General features: G+C 38.2%; 20 protein-coding genes. 5 read left to right on the top strand and 15 right to left on the bottom strand.

Features of this window, described 5'->3' with window-relative positions; genetic code table 11:
* Positions 1–227: 227 nt before the first annotated feature.
* The 3 genes from MMG00_RS08170 (at position 228) to MMG00_RS08160 (ending at position 2,324) form a co-directional block, all read left to right on the top strand.
* Entirely contained in the window at positions 228–869 is a 642-nt protein-coding gene (locus tag MMG00_RS08170; protein WP_242147220.1) for a hypothetical protein, read from the top strand.
* Positions 847–1,017: a hypothetical protein gene (locus MMG00_RS08165; protein WP_242147218.1), complete on the top strand. Its 171-nt coding sequence runs from the start codon at positions 847–849 to the stop codon at positions 1,015–1,017. The genes MMG00_RS08170 and MMG00_RS08165 overlap by 23 nt, the downstream gene beginning before the upstream one ends.
* A 248-nt stretch (positions 1,018–1,265) precedes the next feature.
* Positions 1,266–2,324: a YkvI family membrane protein gene (locus MMG00_RS08160; RefSeq protein WP_242147216.1), complete on the top strand. Its 1,059-nt coding sequence runs from the start codon at positions 1,266–1,268 to the stop codon at positions 2,322–2,324.
* Positions 2,325–2,361: 37 nt separating this feature from the next.
* Here MMG00_RS08160 and MMG00_RS08155 read toward each other — a convergent pair whose 3' ends face one another.
* The 12 genes from MMG00_RS08155 to MMG00_RS08100 all read right to left on the bottom strand — a co-directional run bounded on the left by MMG00_RS08155 (position 2,362) and on the right by MMG00_RS08100 (position 14,894).
* Positions 2,362–2,898 (bottom strand): hypothetical protein, encoded by a 537-nt coding sequence (locus tag MMG00_RS08155; RefSeq protein WP_242147215.1) that lies wholly within the window; start codon positions 2,896–2,898, stop codon positions 2,362–2,364.
* A 95-nt stretch (positions 2,899–2,993) separates the two neighbouring features.
* Positions 2,994–3,323, bottom strand: a complete 330-nt coding sequence (locus MMG00_RS08150; protein WP_242147213.1) for a ComEA family DNA-binding protein — start codon at positions 3,321–3,323, stop codon at positions 2,994–2,996.
* A gap of 284 nt (positions 3,324–3,607) precedes the next feature.
* Positions 3,608–4,405 (bottom strand): segregation and condensation protein A, encoded by a 798-nt coding sequence (locus MMG00_RS08145; RefSeq protein ID WP_242147210.1) that lies wholly within the window; start codon positions 4,403–4,405, stop codon positions 3,608–3,610.
* Between the two features lie 153 nt (positions 4,406–4,558).
* Positions 4,559–5,566: a tryptophan--tRNA ligase gene (gene trpS / locus MMG00_RS08140; protein ID WP_242147208.1), complete on the bottom strand. Its 1,008-nt coding sequence runs from the start codon at positions 5,564–5,566 to the stop codon at positions 4,559–4,561.
* Between the two features lie 65 nt (positions 5,567–5,631).
* The gene (gene truA, locus MMG00_RS08135) at positions 5,632–6,468 is read right to left on the bottom strand and encodes a tRNA pseudouridine(38-40) synthase TruA (protein ID WP_242147206.1); all 837 of its coding nucleotides are present in this window, start codon (positions 6,466–6,468) and stop codon (positions 5,632–5,634) included.
* An 80-nt stretch (positions 6,469–6,548) separates the two neighbouring features.
* Positions 6,549–7,382: a MurR/RpiR family transcriptional regulator gene (locus tag MMG00_RS08130; RefSeq protein WP_242147204.1), complete on the bottom strand. Its 834-nt coding sequence runs from the start codon at positions 7,380–7,382 to the stop codon at positions 6,549–6,551.
* 13 nt (positions 7,383–7,395) lie between these two features.
* Positions 7,396–8,382: a glucokinase gene (locus tag MMG00_RS08125; RefSeq protein WP_242147202.1), complete on the bottom strand. Its 987-nt coding sequence runs from the start codon at positions 8,380–8,382 to the stop codon at positions 7,396–7,398.
* Complete coding sequence (gene yihA, locus MMG00_RS08120) at positions 8,372–8,992, bottom strand: ribosome biogenesis GTP-binding protein YihA/YsxC (RefSeq protein WP_242147201.1); 621 nt, start codon at positions 8,990–8,992, stop codon at positions 8,372–8,374. Before yihA ends, MMG00_RS08125 begins: the two co-directional genes overlap by 11 nt.
* A 358-nt stretch (positions 8,993–9,350) precedes the next feature.
* Complete coding sequence (locus MMG00_RS08115; protein ID WP_242147200.1) at positions 9,351–10,166, bottom strand: symmetrical bis(5'-nucleosyl)-tetraphosphatase; 816 nt, start codon at positions 10,164–10,166, stop codon at positions 9,351–9,353.
* 40 nt (positions 10,167–10,206) lie between these two features.
* The gene (locus tag MMG00_RS08110; protein WP_242147199.1) at positions 10,207–12,048 is read right to left on the bottom strand and encodes a tetratricopeptide repeat protein; all 1,842 of its coding nucleotides are present in this window, start codon (positions 12,046–12,048) and stop codon (positions 10,207–10,209) included.
* Positions 12,049–12,252: 204 nt separating this feature from the next.
* Entirely contained in the window at positions 12,253–13,434 is a 1,182-nt protein-coding gene (mutY, locus tag MMG00_RS08105; protein WP_242147198.1) for an A/G-specific adenine glycosylase, read from the bottom strand.
* 221 nt (positions 13,435–13,655) lie between these two features.
* The gene (locus tag MMG00_RS08100; protein ID WP_242147197.1) at positions 13,656–14,894 is read right to left on the bottom strand and encodes a uracil-xanthine permease family protein; all 1,239 of its coding nucleotides are present in this window, start codon (positions 14,892–14,894) and stop codon (positions 13,656–13,658) included.
* A 371-nt stretch (positions 14,895–15,265) separates the two neighbouring features.
* Here MMG00_RS08100 and purU point away from each other — a divergent pair, with 371 nt between their 5' ends.
* Both purU and MMG00_RS08090 read left to right on the top strand, forming a co-directional pair.
* Positions 15,266–16,114 carry a formyltetrahydrofolate deformylase gene (purU, locus tag MMG00_RS08095; protein WP_242147196.1) on the top strand — a complete coding sequence of 283 codons (849 nt, stop codon included), beginning with the start codon at positions 15,266–15,268 and terminating at the stop codon, positions 16,112–16,114.
* A 160-nt stretch (positions 16,115–16,274) separates the two neighbouring features.
* Entirely contained in the window at positions 16,275–16,778 is a 504-nt protein-coding gene (locus MMG00_RS08090; RefSeq protein ID WP_242147195.1) for a hypothetical protein, read from the top strand.
* Positions 16,779–16,837: 59 nt separating this feature from the next.
* Here MMG00_RS08090 and MMG00_RS08085 read toward each other — a convergent pair whose 3' ends face one another.
* From MMG00_RS08085 to MMG00_RS08075, 3 genes are all read right to left on the bottom strand, one after another.
* Positions 16,838–17,608 carry a hypothetical protein gene (locus MMG00_RS08085; protein WP_242147194.1) on the bottom strand — a complete coding sequence of 257 codons (771 nt, stop codon included), beginning with the start codon at positions 17,606–17,608 and terminating at the stop codon, positions 16,838–16,840.
* 97 nt (positions 17,609–17,705) lie between these two features.
* A complete protein-coding gene (locus MMG00_RS08080) occupies positions 17,706–18,329 on the bottom strand; it encodes an aminotransferase class IV (protein ID WP_242147193.1) in 624 nt (207 codons plus the stop codon).
* Positions 18,289–19,386, bottom strand: a complete 1,098-nt coding sequence (locus MMG00_RS08075; protein ID WP_242147192.1) for an aminodeoxychorismate synthase component I — start codon at positions 19,384–19,386, stop codon at positions 18,289–18,291. Before MMG00_RS08075 ends, MMG00_RS08080 begins: the two co-directional genes overlap by 41 nt.
* Positions 19,387–19,395 lie beyond the last annotated feature (9 nt).

The following is a 19,395-nucleotide window of genomic DNA, read 5'->3' as shown; positions in this document are numbered from 1 at the left end:
AGTTGATAAACGTTACCTAAAGGGAAAATTATGCTCGTCATTAATGGCTTTAAACAAGCATTTGTACATATCGTCATCATTGCTACGATATTATCGTCACAAATAAGTATAGCCAGCAGCTTTCCCCTTAATAGCGCGACATTATCTTTATAGCAGCTACCAAGAGAGAATGGCTCATTCATTATTACCTACAAGCGCCACTTTTAGAGGTAGAAAGTTCTAAAGAATTGGTAACAACATTACTCGTACTTATTCAAGGTTCTAGTTGTGTGCCTATTTCAGCTCAAAGTGAGATAATGCGAAAAATGGCACAAGTGATGCCTAAGGCTGAGGTTCTTTGGGTTGAAAAAAGAGAATTAGAAGAGATTAATATAGACTCTTTGGGCGATTTAGAGAGTTGCAGTGAGCACTATTATCAACATGAATCTTTATATCAAAGAGTTGAAGATTATAAAGCGGTGATTACTTCTTTGGCAGATCAATACTCCCAAATTGTGCTTCTAGGCGCAAGTGAGGGCGCTACCATTGTAGGATTATTACGACAAGATGGGCTAGCTATTGATGCGAGTATTGCGTTGAATGGTGGCGGGCAATATTTTATGGAGGATATATTGTGGAATATGGAGCAAACGCTTGTAGAACCAGAGCGAACAGATGCTTTAGAGGGAATTAAAAATTTTGCAGAACATGTTTTGGCAATGACAGAAGCAGATTTACGGCAAGATCAAGATTTCAGTAGTAATCATAGTTTGCGTTGGTGGCAGGAGATGCTTTTGTTAGATATGTTAGACGTTTGGCAAAAAGGAAAATCTCCTCTATTGATGATTCAAGCATTGGGAGATAATAATGTCATCTGTGATGAGCGCTGAGGCGATGTTTTTATCTTTAGCGGTTCCCGAAATTACAGTGAGGACATTTCCAGATTTAGACCATGGATTTAAAGATGAGATGGGGCAATCTCATGGTGAGGATATCGTGAAGGTCATCAAAGAGTGGATTCCACTTATTTTGGAATAATCCTTTAGAAGATGATCTTTTTGGGGGATATGCCATTTTTTTATTAATCAGTAATAAATGACTCTTTGATCATTTTTAATAATACTGAAATTTTAACTTATCTATTTTTTTCAATGCTGTAAGTGTAATTTCATTGATGTGTATGTCATAGATAAAGTTAGATGATGATAAAATTTGTCTTTATCTATAAATTGTGGCTTAAATATAGAGCTTATTAATAAAAATAAATAATGATATTAGGAGGATCTATGTTTCAAGTACTGCGTATTGCGAGTGCGTTTATTGGGATTATTGTTGGCGCTGGGTTTGCTTCAGGTCAGGAAATTTTGCAGTACTTTACGAGCTTTGGTTATATGGGCACGCTTGGGGCTATTTTAGCAACGGGGCTATTTGCTTATATGGGCATGATGTTAACGCGTATGGGTAGCATTATGAAGGTGCAATCTCATAATGAAGCAATCTTTAAACTCAGTGGTCCCTATTTAGGGCGTATCGTTGACTGGATTTTAATTTTAACGCTATTTGGCGTCGGCGTTGTTATGGTTGCAGGTGCTGGTAGTCTAGGCTCTCAATTTCTAAATATCTCTCCTTTTGTCGGGAGTTTAGTGATGACTGTTTTAATTGTCCTCACAGTCTTAATGCCGATTCAGCGAGTTATTAGTCTAATTGGGAGTATTACTCCATTTTTAATTGTCGCTTTAGTTGTTATCTGTATTTATAGCCTTTTTACTTATAGTCAATCACTAGAAGTATTAGAGCCGATTGCAACAAGCATCGAAACATCACTTCCTAATTGGTTTATCTCTTCTATTAACTATGTCTCATTTAATATTGCCGTCGGTGCGGGAATGGCATTAGTTATGGGCGGGAGCGAGCCTAATACCAAAATTGCAACGTGGGGTGGTTTTTTAGGGGGACTTGGGGTTGGCGTTTTAATCTTAATTGCACATCTTGCGATCTTCTTAAAAGTAGATGTTGTGGGAACCTATCCCTTACCTCTTTTAAGAATTATTCAAGATATCTCTCCTGTTTTAGGCATCTGTATGGCAGTTGTGTTATTTGGCATGATCTATAATACAGGGGTTGCCATGTATTATGCTTTTGTGGCGCGTTTTACAGTGATGCAGACTCAAAGATCTTATCTATTTGCGGTAATTACAGGTGCTGTTGGTTATGTCGCAAGCTTTGTCGGCTTTACAGACTTGATCGCTTACTTCTACCCATTAATTGGTTATTTAGGACTTTTCTTAATTGCGATCTTAATTTATGCCCCATTTAAGATGCGTAAAGATCAAAAGAATCAATAATTAGAAAGATTTAAAGGTATTAGATGATAAAAAGGTGCTAACAAGCACCTTTTTCTTTAACTATTCGAAAGTAACCATAAACATTAATAACAAAAGTATAATGAGATGGCTCTTTGAGCGATCTTAGATTATTTTCTCTATAACAAAGCTTGATTCGGCCATTAGGTAGGGATCTTGCCATGCCATAGGCATATTCACGATGCACCCTAAAATTAATGCCGCCTCCAATATTGGTGGTAGTTTGTAGATAGAATCCTTTTTCATAAAGGGATGAAGGTGCTTGATAGTAGAGAATTTCTGTTTGAACGGGGATAAATGTAGCGTCTTCATCAAAAAATAGTAACCAACCTCGCCACTTGTAATCTTCTGCTTGAATACAGCTTTTTCCATCAAAAGAGCCACATAAAGTAATGGCCCTTTTTTTAATAGAGGCGAGATTTTTTGCCATTTTTAGTTGTAGGGTTAATGTTTGCTGAATAGTTTCGTTGTAAATTGTGAGTTGAAAATTTCGATAGGTTTGTTGGGCTAAAAAAAAGAGTACGGTCATCAAAAGAGTCGTTATTAATGATTCCATGATTGTAAAACCGTACTCGTGGAGATGATGAAAAACTTTAGGTTTATGATGAGCCTGATTCACCATTATATTTTTAGATATTGATATTGGAATATTTAATCATTCCCGCTAGATTGCGGGGGAGTTTGAGGGACTTTAGGATCTTCAAATAGTAGATTATCTCGGTTTTTTTCTAAGGTCTTTTCCCCAATACCTTTTACCGCTAGCAATGCTTGTGCATCTGCAAAAGGACCGTTAAGTTCGCGATATTCTATAATTGCCGTAGCTTTGACGGGACCTATGTCCGTTAAGTTTGCGGTAATTGTTGCAACATCGGCACTATTAATATTAATAGGTGCTGCATGAATAAGGGAAACGAAACTAAGCGGAAGTATTCCGAAGAGGCTGAGTTTAATAAGATGAGAGAAACGTTTAAAATATTGCATACGATACTCCTAAAAAACTATTTATTTCAAGTAGTTATAAACTTAGAAGATAAAAGATGTTTTTTGGGAAATATCGGCAATATAGTAAAATTGGTTTAAAAATAACTGACTCAGATTGCCGGCGTATCGGTTGTGAGAATCACAATAGTCATCCTTCTAAAATAGGTTGATGAGCCGCTAGGTCGAATGCTTGTCTATTTTTTGAAATTACGTACCAGCCGTTTTAAGCTTTTTGGGTTCGTATCGGAATTTAATGCGTCATAGCTATACTTAAAATTTAGCTTTTATGCAGTGGTTAAAGTAATTAGAATTTCACCGTAAGCGCTCTCTTGTTGCAAGATGATAGTTTGATTTTTAGTCAACTCTAAGAGAGAAAGAAAAGAGATAGTAATCCCATATCGCCCCTCTTCATGATTGAATAATTCGCTAAAGGTTATTGGGGTTGTGGGTGATAGGCGTTCGATAATTTGGCGCATTCTATCGGTGATTGAGATACGCTCTGATTCCACTTTATGCTTTTGACGAAGATCGGCTCTTTCTAAGATTTTTTGAATCGCGTGAATAAGTTGAGATAGTTCTACGGTCGGTGGTGGAGGCTCAATTTTGATATCAGGAGTTGCAGGAGATACAGGGAATGTATCAACGTAGTGCATTTTTTGTTGAGCGAGAAGTTGCGCAATCTCTTTATATTGTGCATAGACCTGCAAGCGACGAATCAACTCTAAGCGGGGATCGATCTCTTCATCATCAGGATTATCGGTTTCTGGAAGGGGGAGTAAAATCCGCGATTTAATTTCAGCAAGCCACGCCGCCATCACTAAATATTCAGACGCAAGCTCAAATCTCTCTTCCTCAAGATGATCGATATAAGACATATATTGCTCAGTAATGCTGCGTATAGGAATATTGAGGATATCAAAATTATTTTTGCGAATAATATGCAAAAGAAGATCAAGAGGACCTTCAAATTCTTCAAGCCAAATTTCAAAGGCATCTGGAGGAATAAAGAGATCTAAAGGAAGTTCTAATTGCTCCCCTTTAAAGGTCATGAAGTTTTCAGATGTTGTTAAAGTCTCTGTCATTTATGGTATGCATTTAAAATAGGGCGTTATGAATAATTTGAGGCCCTATTTTTGATAGGACCTCAAATCTAAATGGCAGTCGTAATTTTATCACGCTTTAATGGTAATTGATGGATTATGGGTGATAAAAATCAGGCCTATAATTTTAATATTTTAAATAAAATTTCTTAAGCCTACGGCATCTTTAAGACGTTTAAGCATCTCTTTTGCTGGAATGCGTGCTTTTTCAGCGCCTTTTTGTAAGGTCTCTTCAATCAGTGCGGGATTCGCCATGAGCTCATTATATTTTTCACGAGCATCTTTGATTTCGTTATTGATAAGTGTAAAGAGCGCTTTTTTAGCATCTCCCCAACCCATTCCTTCGATTAATGCTTGGCGGTAACTTGCCGTTTCTTCATCTGTTGCAAACGCTTTATAGATATCGAAAAGATGCGTGTTATCAGGATCTTTTGGTTCCCCTGGTTCAAGGGAGTTTGTCACAATACGGTTAATTGATTTTTGTAACTGCTTTTCAGGAAGGAAAAGAGGAATTGTATTGTTGTAAGATTTACTCATTTTACGGCCATCAAGACCTGGAAGAATCGCTGTTTCATCATCAATCACTTCTTGTGGCATCACAAAGAAGTCATCTTTGTAGATATGGTTAAAGCGTTGTGCGATTTCACGTGCAATTTCCACATGTTGACGTTGATCGCTCCCCACAGGGACAAGGTCTGCATTAAACGCTAAAATATCTGCCGCCATGAGAACAGGGTAAGAGAAAAGACCCATCGTGACGCCTCGATCAGGATCATTTTCTGCTGCAATATTTTCATCAACAGCTGCTTTATAGGCATGAGCGCGATTCATCGTACCTTTTGCGGTCACACAGTTTAATAGCCATGTAATTTGTGGAATCTCTTCAATATCAGATTGACGGTAAAATACGGCCTTATCTGTATCTAAACCAAGAGCCATCCAGGTTGCCGCAATCTCAAGGCGAGATTGGTTCACGAGCGCTGCATCTTGACATTTAATTAATGAATGGAGGTCAGCTAGGAAGAAGAATGCACTGTCATGCGTTTTACTGAGTTCAATTGCGGGGCGAATGGCGCCGGCATAGTTCCCAAGATGAGGGGTTCCAGTGGTACTAATTCCTGTTAAAACCGTCTTCTGTTTCATTATGATTCCTTTGTGACTATAATCCGAATCCGGAGTAAATTAACTGTGATAAAAATAAGATGGATCTATACTCTAAAATTTACCGAAAATTGGTCAAATTCTGGTGCAATTCCATCGGGGTATTCTACATTATATAGATATAATCCTTGAGGCGGAGCAGTAATACCACCCTTTGTTCGATCTAAGCTCTCAAGAACCTTTTTAATATATTCAGGAGGCTCTTTGCCAAGTCCCACTTCTAGTAGTGTTCCGACAATATTACGCACCATGTTATGTAAAAAAGCATTGGCTTTTAGTTCGATCTCAATCAGGTGTTCTTTTTCGGTAAAACGAATATAGTGCACATTTCTAAAAGGGGTATTCGCTTGGCATTCAGAGGAGCGAAATGCGGAAAAATCATGCTCACCAATGAGGTATTGTGCCCCTTTTTCCATCGCGGCAATATCGAGTGGATGATAATTCCAAAGCGCATAGAAACGTTTTAAAGGGCTACGAAAAGGGTGATTAAATATTTGATAGCGGTAGGTGCGACTAATCGCACTAAAACGGGCATGAAAATCGTCTTTGACAGGTACGATATCTTTAATGGCGCAATCTTCAGGGAGATTAGAGTTAATGCCGAGCATCCAAGCGCGTTTTGGGCGAATCGCCGTTGTTTCAAAATGAATGACCTGATTAATGGCATGCACGCCAGCATCCGTTCTACCTGCGCAGGTGAGTTTAATGGGTTCATTGGCAATAAAGCTTACCGCACGCTCAAGTTCCTCTTCAATAGAGCGAACAGGGGGATTATTCTGTTTTTGCCAGCCTTTAAATTGACGACCATCATATTCGATTAAGAGCGCATATTTTTGAAGCTGTTGAGGTTTTGCCTCAAGATAAGATGGTGAATCACTGTTCATATATATTTTACGTCTATTTTTTTGAAGCAAGAGAGGTGATAAATTGCCATTAAAAGCCTTCATTATCGGTAAATCTTTTATTATTTGGTGCGCTTAGAATCAATAATTTTAAGGGAGTTCTCCATTGCGATTCTAAATTCAGGGCCTTTTTTGAGTGCCAAGGTGACAAGAAGAATATCAACGATCGCAAGATCTGCAAGACGTGAAATCATCGGCATATATTCTGATGTATCCTCTTTTGTACCAGATTCTAAAACAACGGTGGCATAGGAGCTTAATGGTGAGCCTTTTGGTGCAAAAGCGATTACAGCGGCACCATTGAGTCTTGCTAAATCCGCAGAATCAATAACATCTTGGCTTTTACCTGTATGAGAGACGGCGATTAAGACATCTTTAGGCGTTAAAAGGCTGGCGGCTAAGCTATGAACATGGTGATCGGTGTAGGCTGAAACAGGAATGCCGACTCTAAGTAGCTTTTGCTGAATATCATTTGCAACAACGCCTGAAACCCCATGTCCAATACACATCACTTGATTAGATTGTTCAAGAAGGCTAATGGCTTGATCAAGATCTGCTTCTTTGAGGTAGTTTTTCATATTTAAAAGCGCAGCGCTAGATTGATCGATGAGCTTTGTAATGATACTCGAGGTTGAATCATGTGGTGAAATACTACCATGGACAAAAGGTACGCCTGAGCGAAGGCTTTTTGCGAGAAGTTGTTTGAAGGTATGAAAACCTTCATAGTTCAGCGCATGGCAAAAACGCATAATGGTTGGTTCTGAAACCCCTGCCTTTTCCGCTAGAGCACTAATGGAGAGATCCACTGTTTCATTGGGGTGTGCTAAAACCCAATCTGCAACTTTTGCTTCAGATTTTCGAAGTAGGTGATAGTGGTTTTGAATATGAGATAACATAAGCTCCTCTCATCTATGAAAGATATCTAGGTAGAATTTGTTGTAATCCTACTAAAGTTGCATAAGGATGAACAATTAAGTATGTCGGAACGGTTTCTAAGATATCTGCAACAGATTCCTTGTTTACAAAACATTCTCTAAATTTAGATTGTTGTAAAAACTCACTAAATCGAGGAGAAAATCCGCCCCCAATATAGACACCATCAGCAGCGCCACTAGTAAGGGCAATATTGCTGGCAGTGTTTCCTAGCATCATGCAGTAACGATTTAAAACATGAATGGCAAAAGGCTCCTCTTTTTCAAGAGCGGCATCTAATAAGCCTTCAGGCGTTGGTTCAAAAGGGATTTGAGCGACATTTTCTTGAATAGCCATTAAGCGAATAAGGCGTTGAATCCCATGCTTACAAGCGAGAAGATCTTCAACGATAATGGGGCGATTTAGCTCTTTTATGGCTAAATGTACGAGCTCTGTTTCAACACAATCTTGGGGGGAATAAAGCGCATGCCCCCCTTCAGAAGGGATACTGATTGTTCCTTGATCAGTCTGTAAGCTAATTGCGGTACCAAAACCTGTTCCGGTACCGATAACCACTTTAGAGTGTTGAGGGTAGGGGTGTTTACTGCTTCGATGCTGACCAATTTCAATGGTTTCTAAATGTGAAAGATGATCTAAAGAGAGAGATAAAGCTTCAAAATCATTAATAAAAGTTACTTTAGTATTAAGGTCTTGAGAAATCTCTTGCTGACTAAAGTCCCAATGGTTATTTGTTAGAACTAAGCGATCATTCACAATGGGCGCAGCAACAGCAATAAAAATATGATCAGGAGCTTCTTCATTAATCTCTGCAAGATAGGCGCGGATCACCTCTTTAGGAGAGTGGTAATCAGCCGAAGGGTAGACCTTAACATGGCGAATGGCTTGATATTCATCGATAAAAGCAATACGAGAGAAAGTCGCTCCCATATCAGCGATAATAATTAGCGGTAATTTATGACTCATGATGTTCGATCCATTCACCTAAGTAACTGAGCGCTTCTTTTAAGCCAATATCGGGCTTTGTCGAAGAAAATAGCTGAACAGTAATAGGAATTGAAAATTCTTCGATTAATGTTTTTTTAACTTTCTGCAGAGTACTACTTGCCTCATTTTTACTAAGTTTATCTGCTTTTGTGAGTAAGATATGTGTGGGGAGTTCTTGAGACTCACACCAGTGAAGCATCTGTTTATCTAAATCTGTCAGCGGATGGCGAGAATCCATTAGCATAATTAAGGCATCTAGAGATTCCCGTTTTTCAAAATAGCCTTGAAGGATTTTCTGCCAATGTTCGCGCATAGGAAGTGGTACTTTTGCATAACCATATCCAGGAAGGTCAACAAGATAGAGGTGATCTTTGACTTCAAAATAGTTGATAAGCTGTGTTCTACCTGGAGTTTTACTAGTTCTTGCTAATGTTTTTTGACCGGTTAACATATTTAATGCACTTGATTTTCCGGCATTAGATCGACCGGCAAAGGCGATTTCACCTCGACTATCCATGGGGAGTTGGGTGAGGCTGTTAGCACTTGTTTTAAAACTGGTTTTACGCAGTAAAGTCCGGATATCTTGCATCAGTCAACCTCTTAGTAATCAATTATTCTGTAACAGAGCATTTTACCTTTTATTGAGGAAATTTGCACCCTGACGCAGAAAAAGATCTGTATTGGGCAAATATAGTGATTTCCAAATAAAATCAGAGGTCGCATTGTATTAGTTATAGTGATCCCCCTACAATAGGTTGATGAGCAGCTAGGTCAAATGCTTATAAGATGCCAGATAGAACATGTTTCTTATTGTTAATAGCCTATGTGCCGGCATTTAAGTCTGCCTGTTTTGAATCTATTTACTATAAGTAAGGACGCAAGCATTCCCTTTTGCCGTAAGATAGACCTGTTTAAACCGAAGAGCTTATCAATCGCGTGATAGGCTTTTAAAAGCTAAAACTCGTAAGCTTAAACGTCGGGCTATCGATTTGAACAACGGATAATTCCCCTTCCCACACACAGCCTGAGTCAATGCAAAGTGTACCATTTTCATCATGGATACCAAGGCTTGCCCAATGACCATAGATAATTTTACAGTTTTGATGAAGCGCGCGATCAAATTGAAACCATGGTTTCATGATTTTTGCATCATAATTTTCTGTTTTATTATCAAAGTCCATTGAAAGATCAAGGTTTAAATAGCGCATTCGAGTAAAGTAGTTGATAATCGCGCGTGTCCTATCGATCCCTGTTAGAGACTCATCCCATGCCGCTGGCGTATTACCAAACATTTTTTGCATTAAGTGCTGATAGTTTTTTTTATCATCTGTGGTCAATTGCTCATGGATTTCGTGACTCAAGCTCAGTGCTTGCGCTATAGACCAAAAGGGGGGGATCCCAGCATGAGCAATTGCAACATTCAGTTTGGGGATATAGCGCATTAGAGGCTGTTTTTTGAGATATTTTTTAATTTTTTTAGCATCAGGGCTTTGTGCAACTTCATCGTAGGTATCCCCTTTGCGTAACCGTGTTTCCCCTGCAGCATAAACAAGGTAGGAGAGATCATGGTTGCCTAATACGGGGAAAATTGATGTAGGATGACTCATCAAATATTCCATCACCGCTAAAGATTTAGGACCTCTATTAATGAGATCTCCCACAAGATAGAGTTGGTCTTGTGAGTGCTTGAAATTGATTTTTTTTAAGAGCGCTTTAAATTCATCATAACATCCATGAATATCGCTCATGACATAGATAGCCATATAAAACCTTTGATTCGAGTAGGGTTATAAATCGCGGCGATTAATTTTTGGTTGATTGAATATATTCAATAATGGAGATCAGCCCCTTAATCTGCGCTTGAGCTGCCCAAGGATAGTTGACAATTCTTTCAGGATCGATCTCTTCAAAACTTGTTTCTTGAAGGTATTGGATTGTCTCTTCCTCATTTTCGCTTTCTAAAAGCGCAACTGCTACATCAAAATAGGGCACTGCGAGTGCGGGTTCTTTAGTATAAATAAAGAAATAGATGAGATCAAAAATTGCCGGTAAAGAGTAATAATGCGGCATAAATCTATTTTTTGTAATACTGTAATTAATATTACCTAACGCGCTATTGTATTGATGGAGGGAGTTATCAAGCTCATTCATCTGCAGATAAGTCCAGCCCAGCATTGATTGTGTCCGCCCTAGATTATAGTAATCTGGTGGAGAGAGCTCATTATGCGCCTCTAGTTTAAAGAGGAGGATCTCTTCCGCTTTTTCAAATTCATTGAATTTAAGGTAAAACGCGGCGTAATTTTCTAGTGCTAAAATTGTTCTAATATCTGATGTGGTGAGATATTGTAAGTCTAAGGCTAAAGCGGCTTTATAATTGGCATCTGCGCGCTCATAGTCATTAACTGTTTCGTAATAGATCGCTAAATTTCGCAAGACTTCTGTATATTGCGGCGTGTAGCTATGATCTTCATGAATCTGCTTTGCTTTTGTAAGGAGTTCATAAATCACGATACGCTCTGATGCCATATCAAAGGTCCAGACAAGTTTCACTAAAATATCGGCAACTTCCATATCAAAGCCTTCATTAGCTTCGTAGATATCAAGTGCATTGGTGTATTGAAAGCGAGCTAAGTAGGCGTTATCTTCCATATCTGCAAGTTTGACTAAAGCCTTTGCATAAAATGGCGAGCTTTTATCAATAGCCCCTGTTTTTACTGCACGAACATAATATTGACGCGCTTTAATCGGGTTATTGGCTAAAAGGAAATAATCTCCCGTTGTTAAAAGCTGTTCTATTTGATTGGCGATGGGCTGCTCTTCAAAATTTTCAAAGATCGATTCAGCTTCTAAAATTTCGAGCGGGCTTTGTAGGTATGGATAGGTTTGTGAGTCTTCTTTATCGATAGCCTTTTGCTGTTCTAGTAGCGTAAGGAATTCATCATCATAGTCATCAAACCCTTCATAATATGCGTGATTTTCATCAAAAAAGGCTTCTGCATTTTCATATTCATCGAGCATTGAATCTTCTGAAAAACTCAATGATGCATCAATCTTATTGGCAAGTTTAATGACAGAGATATCATCAACAGGACCATGTTCTTTATAAGGGTGCGCAATAGGCTCTTTAATAATTTCCGATTTACGATGTGGAAATAGTGTAAAGAGGAGATAATTATTAAGAACGGTATCAGGAATAAGCAACTCTAAAGTTGAAGATGGCTCACTTTTTTGCGCAATAATGGCTGAAATATCATTGTGTAGTGCTTCCGTAATCTCTTCAGGATTGTGCGGTTTTTCTGTTGTTTGAGACAGTGCTGTTTGTGTTTCGATGGCTTTGAAAGAGGCACTTAATATAAAAGAGGTTGCACTTTTTGATGTGATTTGCGTTTTTTCTGGTGTATCAGACGCTTGTGCCTTTGATAATAGGTGAGGTAATTCTTCTGTTTCAGAGACAGACTCTAAAATAATAGGAGATGCTTTTGATGGAGATTGTAATTTTTTATAAGAGCTAATAACGCTAGAGAGAATGTGTGTATTATTCTCCTCTTTTGTTTGGATCGCTTTTGCAATGGTTGTGATAATTAAAGAGATAATAATAAAGAATACTACCAAGAAGTAGTAGCGAGCGAAATATAAAGATCGCATGAATCTTTGTAATATCAATCTATTCATTAAAATTCTCAGGGCTTATGGGGTATTTTCTCGAAAGGTAGAAGATCTCAAAACAGTACTCAGTATACTATAGATTTTAAAAGTGATAAATCAGCAAAAGAAGGATAGTGATAATCCTTAGAATAAATGGGGGGCTTTATAGAAGATAACGAAGTGATGTGATTATCTCTATCTATTTTACCAAAGTGTTTGAGCTAATGAGTTTGTTGCGATTTGGTTTAATAATTCAGCGATAGGCTGAGGTTTTGGTAGTAAAAGCGCGTCATTTACTGTCACCATACGGTAATTCTTAAGATTTTGAGAAGAGATAAGCGCTTTAAGATACTCATCTGAGACAGGAATCTTAAAGAGGGATGCTTCTAACGTATAATGTGTAAATTGATGTCGGATGTTAGCTAGTTGTTTTTTATGAGGGAAATCATTTAATGTTTTTTCATGAATAATCGCGCTTGAAGTACTTTTTTGATCTTTTCCTTGTAAAAGTAATTCAGGAAGGGAGTAGAGATTGCCCCAAATGCCTTTTGTGGGACGCTTTTCTAATAAGATCTGATTGGTCTCAGTCCAGTAGAGAATAAGCGCAACTGATTCTGTAGGGTTCTTTTTTTTAATAGGTTTTGCAGGGATTTCAGCCACTTTTTCATGAATGAATGCTGAGCAATACTGTTGTAAAAAGCAGCGTTCACAAAGGGGCTTAAGTTTGCAAAGTGTTGCCCCAAAATCCATAATGGCTTGGGTATAATCTGCAGGGTTTTGCCGGCAAAGAAAAGTCTCACTAAAGGGTTTTAATCTTTTATCAAGCTCTTTTCTAGGCGCCATCATGCCAGTAATACGCGTTAAAACACGTCTAACATTTCCATCTAAAATAGCAAATGGTAGGTTAAATCCTTGTGCTAAAATTGCATTAGCGGTGGTATCTCCAATTCCCTTAAGGCGACGAATAGCTTCAAAATCAGGAGGAATAATGCCATTAAACTCTAAGACAAGTTGCTTGCTTGCGGCATGAAGATTTCTTGCACGAGAATAATAGCCTAAGCCTTGCCACAGTTTTAAAACCTCTTCTTCCGAAGCTTTTGCTAAATCTTCTGGTGTAGGAAATGCCGCCATGAATCGTTCAAAGTAAGGCAAAACCGTCACAACTTGTGTTTGTTGCAACATAATCTCTGATATCCAAATTCGGTAGAGATTAATTTTTTCACTAAATTGCGCTTGGGGTTTCCAAGGTAGATCATGCCGTCCTTCACGCTCAAACCACTCTAAAAGATGCTCTTGAAAGTAGAGGACCTGCTTTTGGGTGATTTGTTGTAGCAGCGTTTCATCTTGAGGAAGATCTTCTAAATGAAGGGTATTAAGATTATTCATAGTTTTTAGGTAGTTTTATAATTGTTTTTATTGGTGGTGATGAGAAACAAATTTTAGTGATTTCTCATCCATTTTCTGCTTTAGGGATAATGAGATTCAATAGGTAGTTTACAGGAAAAAGCCCTCATATTTGAGGGCTTTCAAAAAAATAGTCCAGTTTTTTATTTTTGTCTGTAATAAGCTTTAAAGGTGCCTATAAGACAAAATTTATTCACTATATTTTAAATATCAGCTTCTATCTCTTCTTCCTTTTCATCTTTAGGATGGGGAAGGATGAGATTTAAGATAATAGCAAGTACCGAGGCTAAACCCACGCCGGCAAATGGGAAGCTCCCAATTTCGATCGTATAACCACCAACACCGGTAATGAGCGTTGCACTGATGATCACAAGATTGCGAGGTACGGTGATATCAACTTTGGCATCAATTAATGCTTTTAAACCAAGGCTAGCAATTGTTCCAAAGAGGAGAATCATAATACCGCCCATGACAGGGAGTGGGATAGAGCTTAAAAAGGCATTAAATTTTCCAAAAAATGCCATCACAATCGCAAAACCTGCGGCGTAAGTCATAATGAGAGGTTTATCATTTTTTGTAAGCATGACTGCTCCTGTCACTTCTCCATAGGTTGTCACAGGAGGTCCACCAATTAAGCCCGCCACACAAACGCCTAATCCATCACCAGCTAAAGTTCTATGAAGTCCTGGATTTGAAGCATAATCCTTACCGGTGACTTTACCGATAGCCATAATTCCCCCGATATGTTCAATGGCAGGCGCAATTGCTACAGGAAGCATAAAGAGTGCAGCCATCCAATTAATTTCAGGTTTTACTAAGTCGGGGACTTTAAACCAAGGGGCAGCTGCTACTTTAGAGAAATCGACTAAACCAAGGCTTGCCGCTAAGGCATAACCAATGGCAATACCCATTAAGATTGGTACTAAACGTAAAAAGCGTTTACCAAACATGGTGACAAGGACTGTAACGGCAAAAGTGACGGTAGAAACGATAATAGAGAGTTGATAATCAACAACTTGCTCACCACCTGCTTTCCCCATTGCCATTTCTGTTGCAACAGCCGCCACTGATAATCCAATAACGATAATCACAGGGCCGATCACTACAGGTGGAATAAGGCGATGGACGCTCTCAATTCCTTTGATTTTAATGGCAAATGCAAAGATGAAATACATAAATCCTGCGGCAAAAAGTCCGAAGAATGTCGCGCCATATCCCCATGTTGAGACAGAGAAGATAATGGGGGCAATGAAGGCAAATGATGAACCTAAAAAAATCGGTACCTTCCATCCCGTAATCATTTGGAAAAGAATTGTACCGATACCAGCACCAAGTAGTGCCATTGATGGGTTTAGCCCCGTTAAAAGTGGGACAAGAACCATTGCGCCGAAAGCTACAAATAAAATTTGTAAGCCTGCGACGGCATTATGAAAGACTTGCATAAAGCGCTCCTGAGAAAAGAGAAGGGAACTATTAGATTTATAGCGCAAATTATAACAGGTTCTTATTTTGATGTTAGAAGATCTCTTATTTTGGAGAAACTTTTCCGCTATATCTTGTAGGGTTTGCACAAATTTTAAAAAGATGCATCATTAAAAGTTGTTAAGTTGATCGTTTTTTGAGATAGTTCTATCTGCATTTTACAAAATGGCTGAAATAAACTTACTAAAAGAACTTATTTCAGATAAATTAATGGATTGAAAAAGTAAGAGATCTTGTCATTTCTCTGGAGTGACTTTTTTGAGTCAATTTTCGTGTTAAAAATATTATAAATTATGTTGATGAAATATCAGTAAAGAGGTAATCGTCGTTTATGAAAACATATCGTTTGGTGATGTCATGTCCTGATGGCGTTGGAATCGTTTCTGCTGTGAGTGGCTTTTTAGCGGAAAATGGTGGTTGGATTATGGAAGCAAATCATCACTCTGATTTAGAAACTGGTCTTTTCTTTATGCGCCATGTGATTAAAGCGGAGAGCTTACCTTTTGGTATTGAGGAGTTTTGCGAGCGTTTTACGCCGATTGCCGAGAAGTTTCAATTAAATTGGCGTATTGTTGATACCTCTAAAAAGCATAAAGTGATGTTGATGGCGAGTAAAGAAGCACACTGCTTAGTGGATATTCTCTCTCGTTGGCATGCTCATGAGTTAGATTGCGAGATTGTTGGCGTGATCTCTAATCATGATGATCTTCGTAGTATGGTCGAATGGTATGGGATTCCTTATCATCATGTGCCGGTAAACCCCCAAGATAAAGCCCCAAGTTTTGCTAAAGTCAATGAACTCATTGAAGCTTCAAAAGCTGATACTATTGTGCTTGCGCGTTATATGCAGATTATCCCTCCTAATTTATGTGAAAAGTACCAATATCGAATTATTAATATTCACCATAGTTTTTTACCCTCTTTTATTGGGGCAAAACCTTATCATCAAGCCGCACAGCGTGGGGTGAAACTAATCGGTGCAACTTGCCATTATGTCACTGAAGATTTAGATGCAGGTCCCATTATTGAGCAAGATGTCATTCGTGTTTCTCACGCTGATTCGGTAAGAGATATGGTGCGGTTAGGGAAAGATATCGAAAAAATTGTCCTCTCAAGAGGGCTTCGCTATCACCTTGAGGATCGAGTCATTGTTCAAGGGAATAGAACGGTGATTTTTTAATGATTCAGAGGTAACTGATAGGTTGTATTTTTCATTACTATTTTTATTTATAAATGGTTTTTGAATTTATTTAATAGTTAATAATTAATATTAATAGTTATCAGTTTTTGTTGCTGGTAGTATAGCGATTGTTTTGATAAATACTATTGAGTGATTTGATATGAGAAAACTATTAATTTTATTATTTGCTTTGGTGATTACAGCCTGTTCTGATTCTTATGATAATTATGTTGGATATTGGAGTCAGGAAGATAAGAGTGACATTGTCACGATTACAAAGGAAGATAGTAAGACCTATTTATTAGTAAGAAATAGGTTAGCTTCAGGGGAAAAGGAAGAGTTTGTTTTAGAAAAGAATGCCAATGGGTATTTTGAGATTACAATTGCTTTTTTTGGGGTCGGAAAACTTCCCGTAATTCTTTCTGAGGATGGGGCTACTTTAAGGTTAGATAATAAAGTCTATAAAAAAATAGATTCATCTAAGGCGAAAGAGACGATTCAAAATACAACAGCATGTAAACAGCTATCTTCGAGTTATTTAGATGAACGTCAAGAGATTAATTATCGTGATGAAGCTCGAAGATCTGCCTTAAAAGAGACGTATATCGTAAAACAACAATCGATACCTGATTGCGATATTGGGAGTTATATTTTTAGTTTCTAACTGATAAAAAAACCTACAAAGATGATCTTTGCAGGTTTTTTTATATTCTATTGGTCAAACTAGCCACGAGGACTGGGAATTGGTACAGCTGCTGGTGTTTTACCATAGGTGTTTTCTGGGTTACAGGCACTATAATCCCAGCTCGTAATGGTTCCTTTACTATCGGTGATAAATGTCTGTTGGCATGTGCCATAGGTATATTCGCCCGACCAAACATTAGGTCTTGTTTGCCATGCATTTCTCCATGAGTAGACTTTGCCTCCAGCATTAAGAGGTACGGCGCTATAGGGCGATCCCCAGCTAATGAGAACTTTATCTACATTTTTTCCAATCCACTCTTCCATTGCATCTGATAAGGTGCGATCACGCATCGCCATATAGCCTGGGGAAAATACTTCATTTCTAGGAACATCAATGGCAGGTCCTGTCATGTTGATCGAGGCACAGTTCTCACTTAAGTGATAATCCATTGTTTTAGCAATTTTTGTAGCAGGGTCAAAGTTAATATAGATCGTGCAGTTATTATCGTAAGGTGCCCACTTTAAGAGATAATCACTGTTATTTTTTACCAAAATGGTAGGGTTACCCCAAACTTTTGTGTAATCATTGACGGAGAAGTTATTCCCCATCGCATGACGCATATAGGTATTAATTTTATAACTGCCAGCCTGGTCAATTTCAATTTTTGCCGCTTGTTTCTTGATTGCTTCGGGCGAGGTATCTTTTTTGCCTGGGGATAAAAGTACATTGACAGCATCTTCAACAGTAGCACAGCCAGATAAGAGTGCGGCAGATAAAATGCCGGAGAGGATAAGTTTTTTATTGAACATGAAAGACCTTTGTGGGGGACAGTAATCTATTAACAAAAATAGATTATAGGCACATTTTTAGCTTAATGCTTCTATTATATTTATCCTTTTGAGGTCTTTATGGTGCTTGTATATTCTTTATGGAAAACTCAATTTCTCCAAACTCAATCATGGCGTTAAAAAGTCTAATAGATTCATAACCTTGAAGATTATCTTGGTGAATATCATCTTCTATCACTAAACCATGATGTAGTAGTGCAGCGCGTTTAGTACCTTTTAAGAGTGGCGATTTTGGAGTATACCAAGTACCATTTTTTAATAAGGCGATATTGGCGATGGATGTATCTGTTAAGTATCCCTTTTTGGTAATAAGGATATCATCACACTTTTTCTTTTGTTGAAAAAGGGTATTTAGTTCTGGGCGTTTTTCATATTTAAAGCTGTAATCTATATTCGCTTCAATAAGTTTTAAGCTGGTAACTTCCCGCTTCTCATAAGGAATAAATTCAATTAATTCAATTTTGTCGCTATAGATCACGCGGGTGCGATAGAGCCCTTTAGGCGGAATTGATCCTGCTTTCATCAACGCAAGAGGAAGCGATAGAGGTTCAGGATTATCAAAAAAAATAGCTCTAGTTGCATCCATTCTAGCTTGATGAAAAGAGAGCGCAGAGAAGAAGCCTCCTTCTAGTTTAATGGTTTCAAGAAATGGGGAGATAGATTTTTTCGATAAGTTCGTCATATTCACTCTTAGCATGGCTCATTGCGGTAATTCCACCGCCACTTTTAAAGGTATAAAGAAATTGATTATTTTGATCTTTAATGGGGCTAATGGTTGAAAAGGTCGTCTCTTTGATGGAAGGCTTGATAGCGTCACTGTTACTTCTACTTTTCTCAAGATAGCGAATTAATACTGTACTATCAAGGTTATGTCCATCATAAATGCCGGCAACGCCGGAGTAAAATCCCCGCTGATAAGTTTCAATCGTGCTTAAGATTTGTGTTGTAATTTTTTTCGGTGAGCCAGTAATAGATCCTGCTGGGAGTAGGTTATAAAGAAGATCACCAATAGTTTCATGGTAATTTGTCTCGAGATCCCCTTCTATGATGGAGCTTGTCTGTAATATCTCACCATCGCCGCGCGCGACATGATCGACATAACGAAAGCGAGAGATTCTCGCATTTTTTGCGACTAAGGCAATATCTTTAAGTGCTTCTTTAGCCACGGTTTGATGCTCATCAAGTTCTTTTGGGTTTTCAAGCAAGAGATTCTCGGCATTGGGGATAGATGCGTTGATGGTCCCTTTCATGGGATATGTTGCAATGACATGATCTTTAATCGTGATAAATGTCTCAGGAGAGAAAGCGCAGAAATGATCTTTCAAAAAAATTCGATATTTTGCTGAAGTTCGAGCGAAAATTTCAGGAAGCGTTAGGTTGCATTTGATAGGCGTTGGGAAGGTGAGATTGGCTAAATCTGTGGTTTTAGCTTGTAGCGCCTTCATCAGTGGTGTAAAAGCCTTGCGATACTCCGTAAATGAGATCGGCTCACATTGCCATGTGGGGCTTATTTTTAATAAAGTGTTATCTTGCGCATTGAGAGGGTAAGTTTCATGAAAAGCCCCTAAATTATTCTGTAAGCCTTGGAAGTCGTACGCAATTTTTAAAGGATCGATTTCATCAAGGGGAACAACAACATTTTTAAGCGTATCAAAACTGATGATAAAGAGAAAAGGCGTTCTCTCTTTTCCAAGCTGATTCATCAAAAGGCTGGCTTGAGTTTTATCTAAAAATTTCATTTAAATATC

The sequence above is a fragment of the Ignatzschineria rhizosphaerae genome, assembly GCF_022655595.1.
Lineage (GTDB): Bacteria > Pseudomonadota > Gammaproteobacteria > Cardiobacteriales > Wohlfahrtiimonadaceae > Ignatzschineria > Ignatzschineria rhizosphaerae.
This window is presented reverse-complemented; position numbering and strand designations above follow the sequence as displayed.

Bases quoted from the DNA above. Each gene is read 5' to 3' on its own strand.
- MMG00_RS08110 (WP_242147199.1), bottom strand. From the start codon at position 12,048: ATGCGATCTTTATATTTCGCTCGCTACTACTTCTTGGTAGTATTCTTT.
- MMG00_RS08080 (WP_242147193.1), bottom strand. From the start codon at position 18,329: ATGACGAACTTATCGAAAAAATCTATCTCCCCATTTCTTGAAACCATT.
- MMG00_RS08075 (WP_242147192.1), bottom strand. From the start codon at position 19,386: ATGAAATTTTTAGATAAAACTCAAGCCAGCCTTTTGATGAATCAGCTT.
- trpS (WP_242147208.1), bottom strand. From the start codon at position 5,566: ATGAAACAGAAGACGGTTTTAACAGGAATTAGTACCACTGGAACCCCT.
- MMG00_RS08155 (WP_242147215.1), bottom strand. From the start codon at position 2,898: ATGGAATCATTAATAACGACTCTTTTGATGACCGTACTCTTTTTTTTA.
- MMG00_RS08125 (WP_242147202.1), bottom strand. From the start codon at position 8,382: ATGAGTCATAAATTACCGCTAATTATTATCGCTGATATGGGAGCGACT.
- MMG00_RS08115 (WP_242147200.1), bottom strand. From the start codon at position 10,166: ATGGCTATCTATGTCATGAGCGATATTCATGGATGTTATGATGAATTT.
- truA (WP_242147206.1), bottom strand. From the start codon at position 6,468: ATGAACAGTGATTCACCATCTTATCTTGAGGCAAAACCTCAACAGCTT.
- MMG00_RS08150 (WP_242147213.1), bottom strand. From the start codon at position 3,323: ATGCAATATTTTAAACGTTTCTCTCATCTTATTAAACTCAGCCTCTTC.
- MMG00_RS08145 (WP_242147210.1), bottom strand. From the start codon at position 4,405: ATGACAGAGACTTTAACAACATCTGAAAACTTCATGACCTTTAAAGGG.
- MMG00_RS08165 (WP_242147218.1), top strand. From the start codon at position 847: ATGTCATCTGTGATGAGCGCTGAGGCGATGTTTTTATCTTTAGCGGTT.
- purU (WP_242147196.1), top strand. From the start codon at position 15,266: ATGAAAACATATCGTTTGGTGATGTCATGTCCTGATGGCGTTGGAATC.
- MMG00_RS08085 (WP_242147194.1), bottom strand. From the start codon at position 17,608: ATGTTCAATAAAAAACTTATCCTCTCCGGCATTTTATCTGCCGCACTC.
- MMG00_RS08160 (WP_242147216.1), top strand. From the start codon at position 1,266: ATGTTTCAAGTACTGCGTATTGCGAGTGCGTTTATTGGGATTATTGTT.
- MMG00_RS08130 (WP_242147204.1), bottom strand. From the start codon at position 7,382: ATGTTATCTCATATTCAAAACCACTATCACCTACTTCGAAAATCTGAA.
- yihA (WP_242147201.1), bottom strand. From the start codon at position 8,992: ATGCAAGATATCCGGACTTTACTGCGTAAAACCAGTTTTAAAACAAGT.
- mutY (WP_242147198.1), bottom strand. From the start codon at position 13,434: ATGAATAATCTTAATACCCTTCATTTAGAAGATCTTCCTCAAGATGAA.
- MMG00_RS08100 (WP_242147197.1), bottom strand. From the start codon at position 14,894: ATGCAAGTCTTTCATAATGCCGTCGCAGGCTTACAAATTTTATTTGTA.
- MMG00_RS08090 (WP_242147195.1), top strand. From the start codon at position 16,275: ATGAGAAAACTATTAATTTTATTATTTGCTTTGGTGATTACAGCCTGT.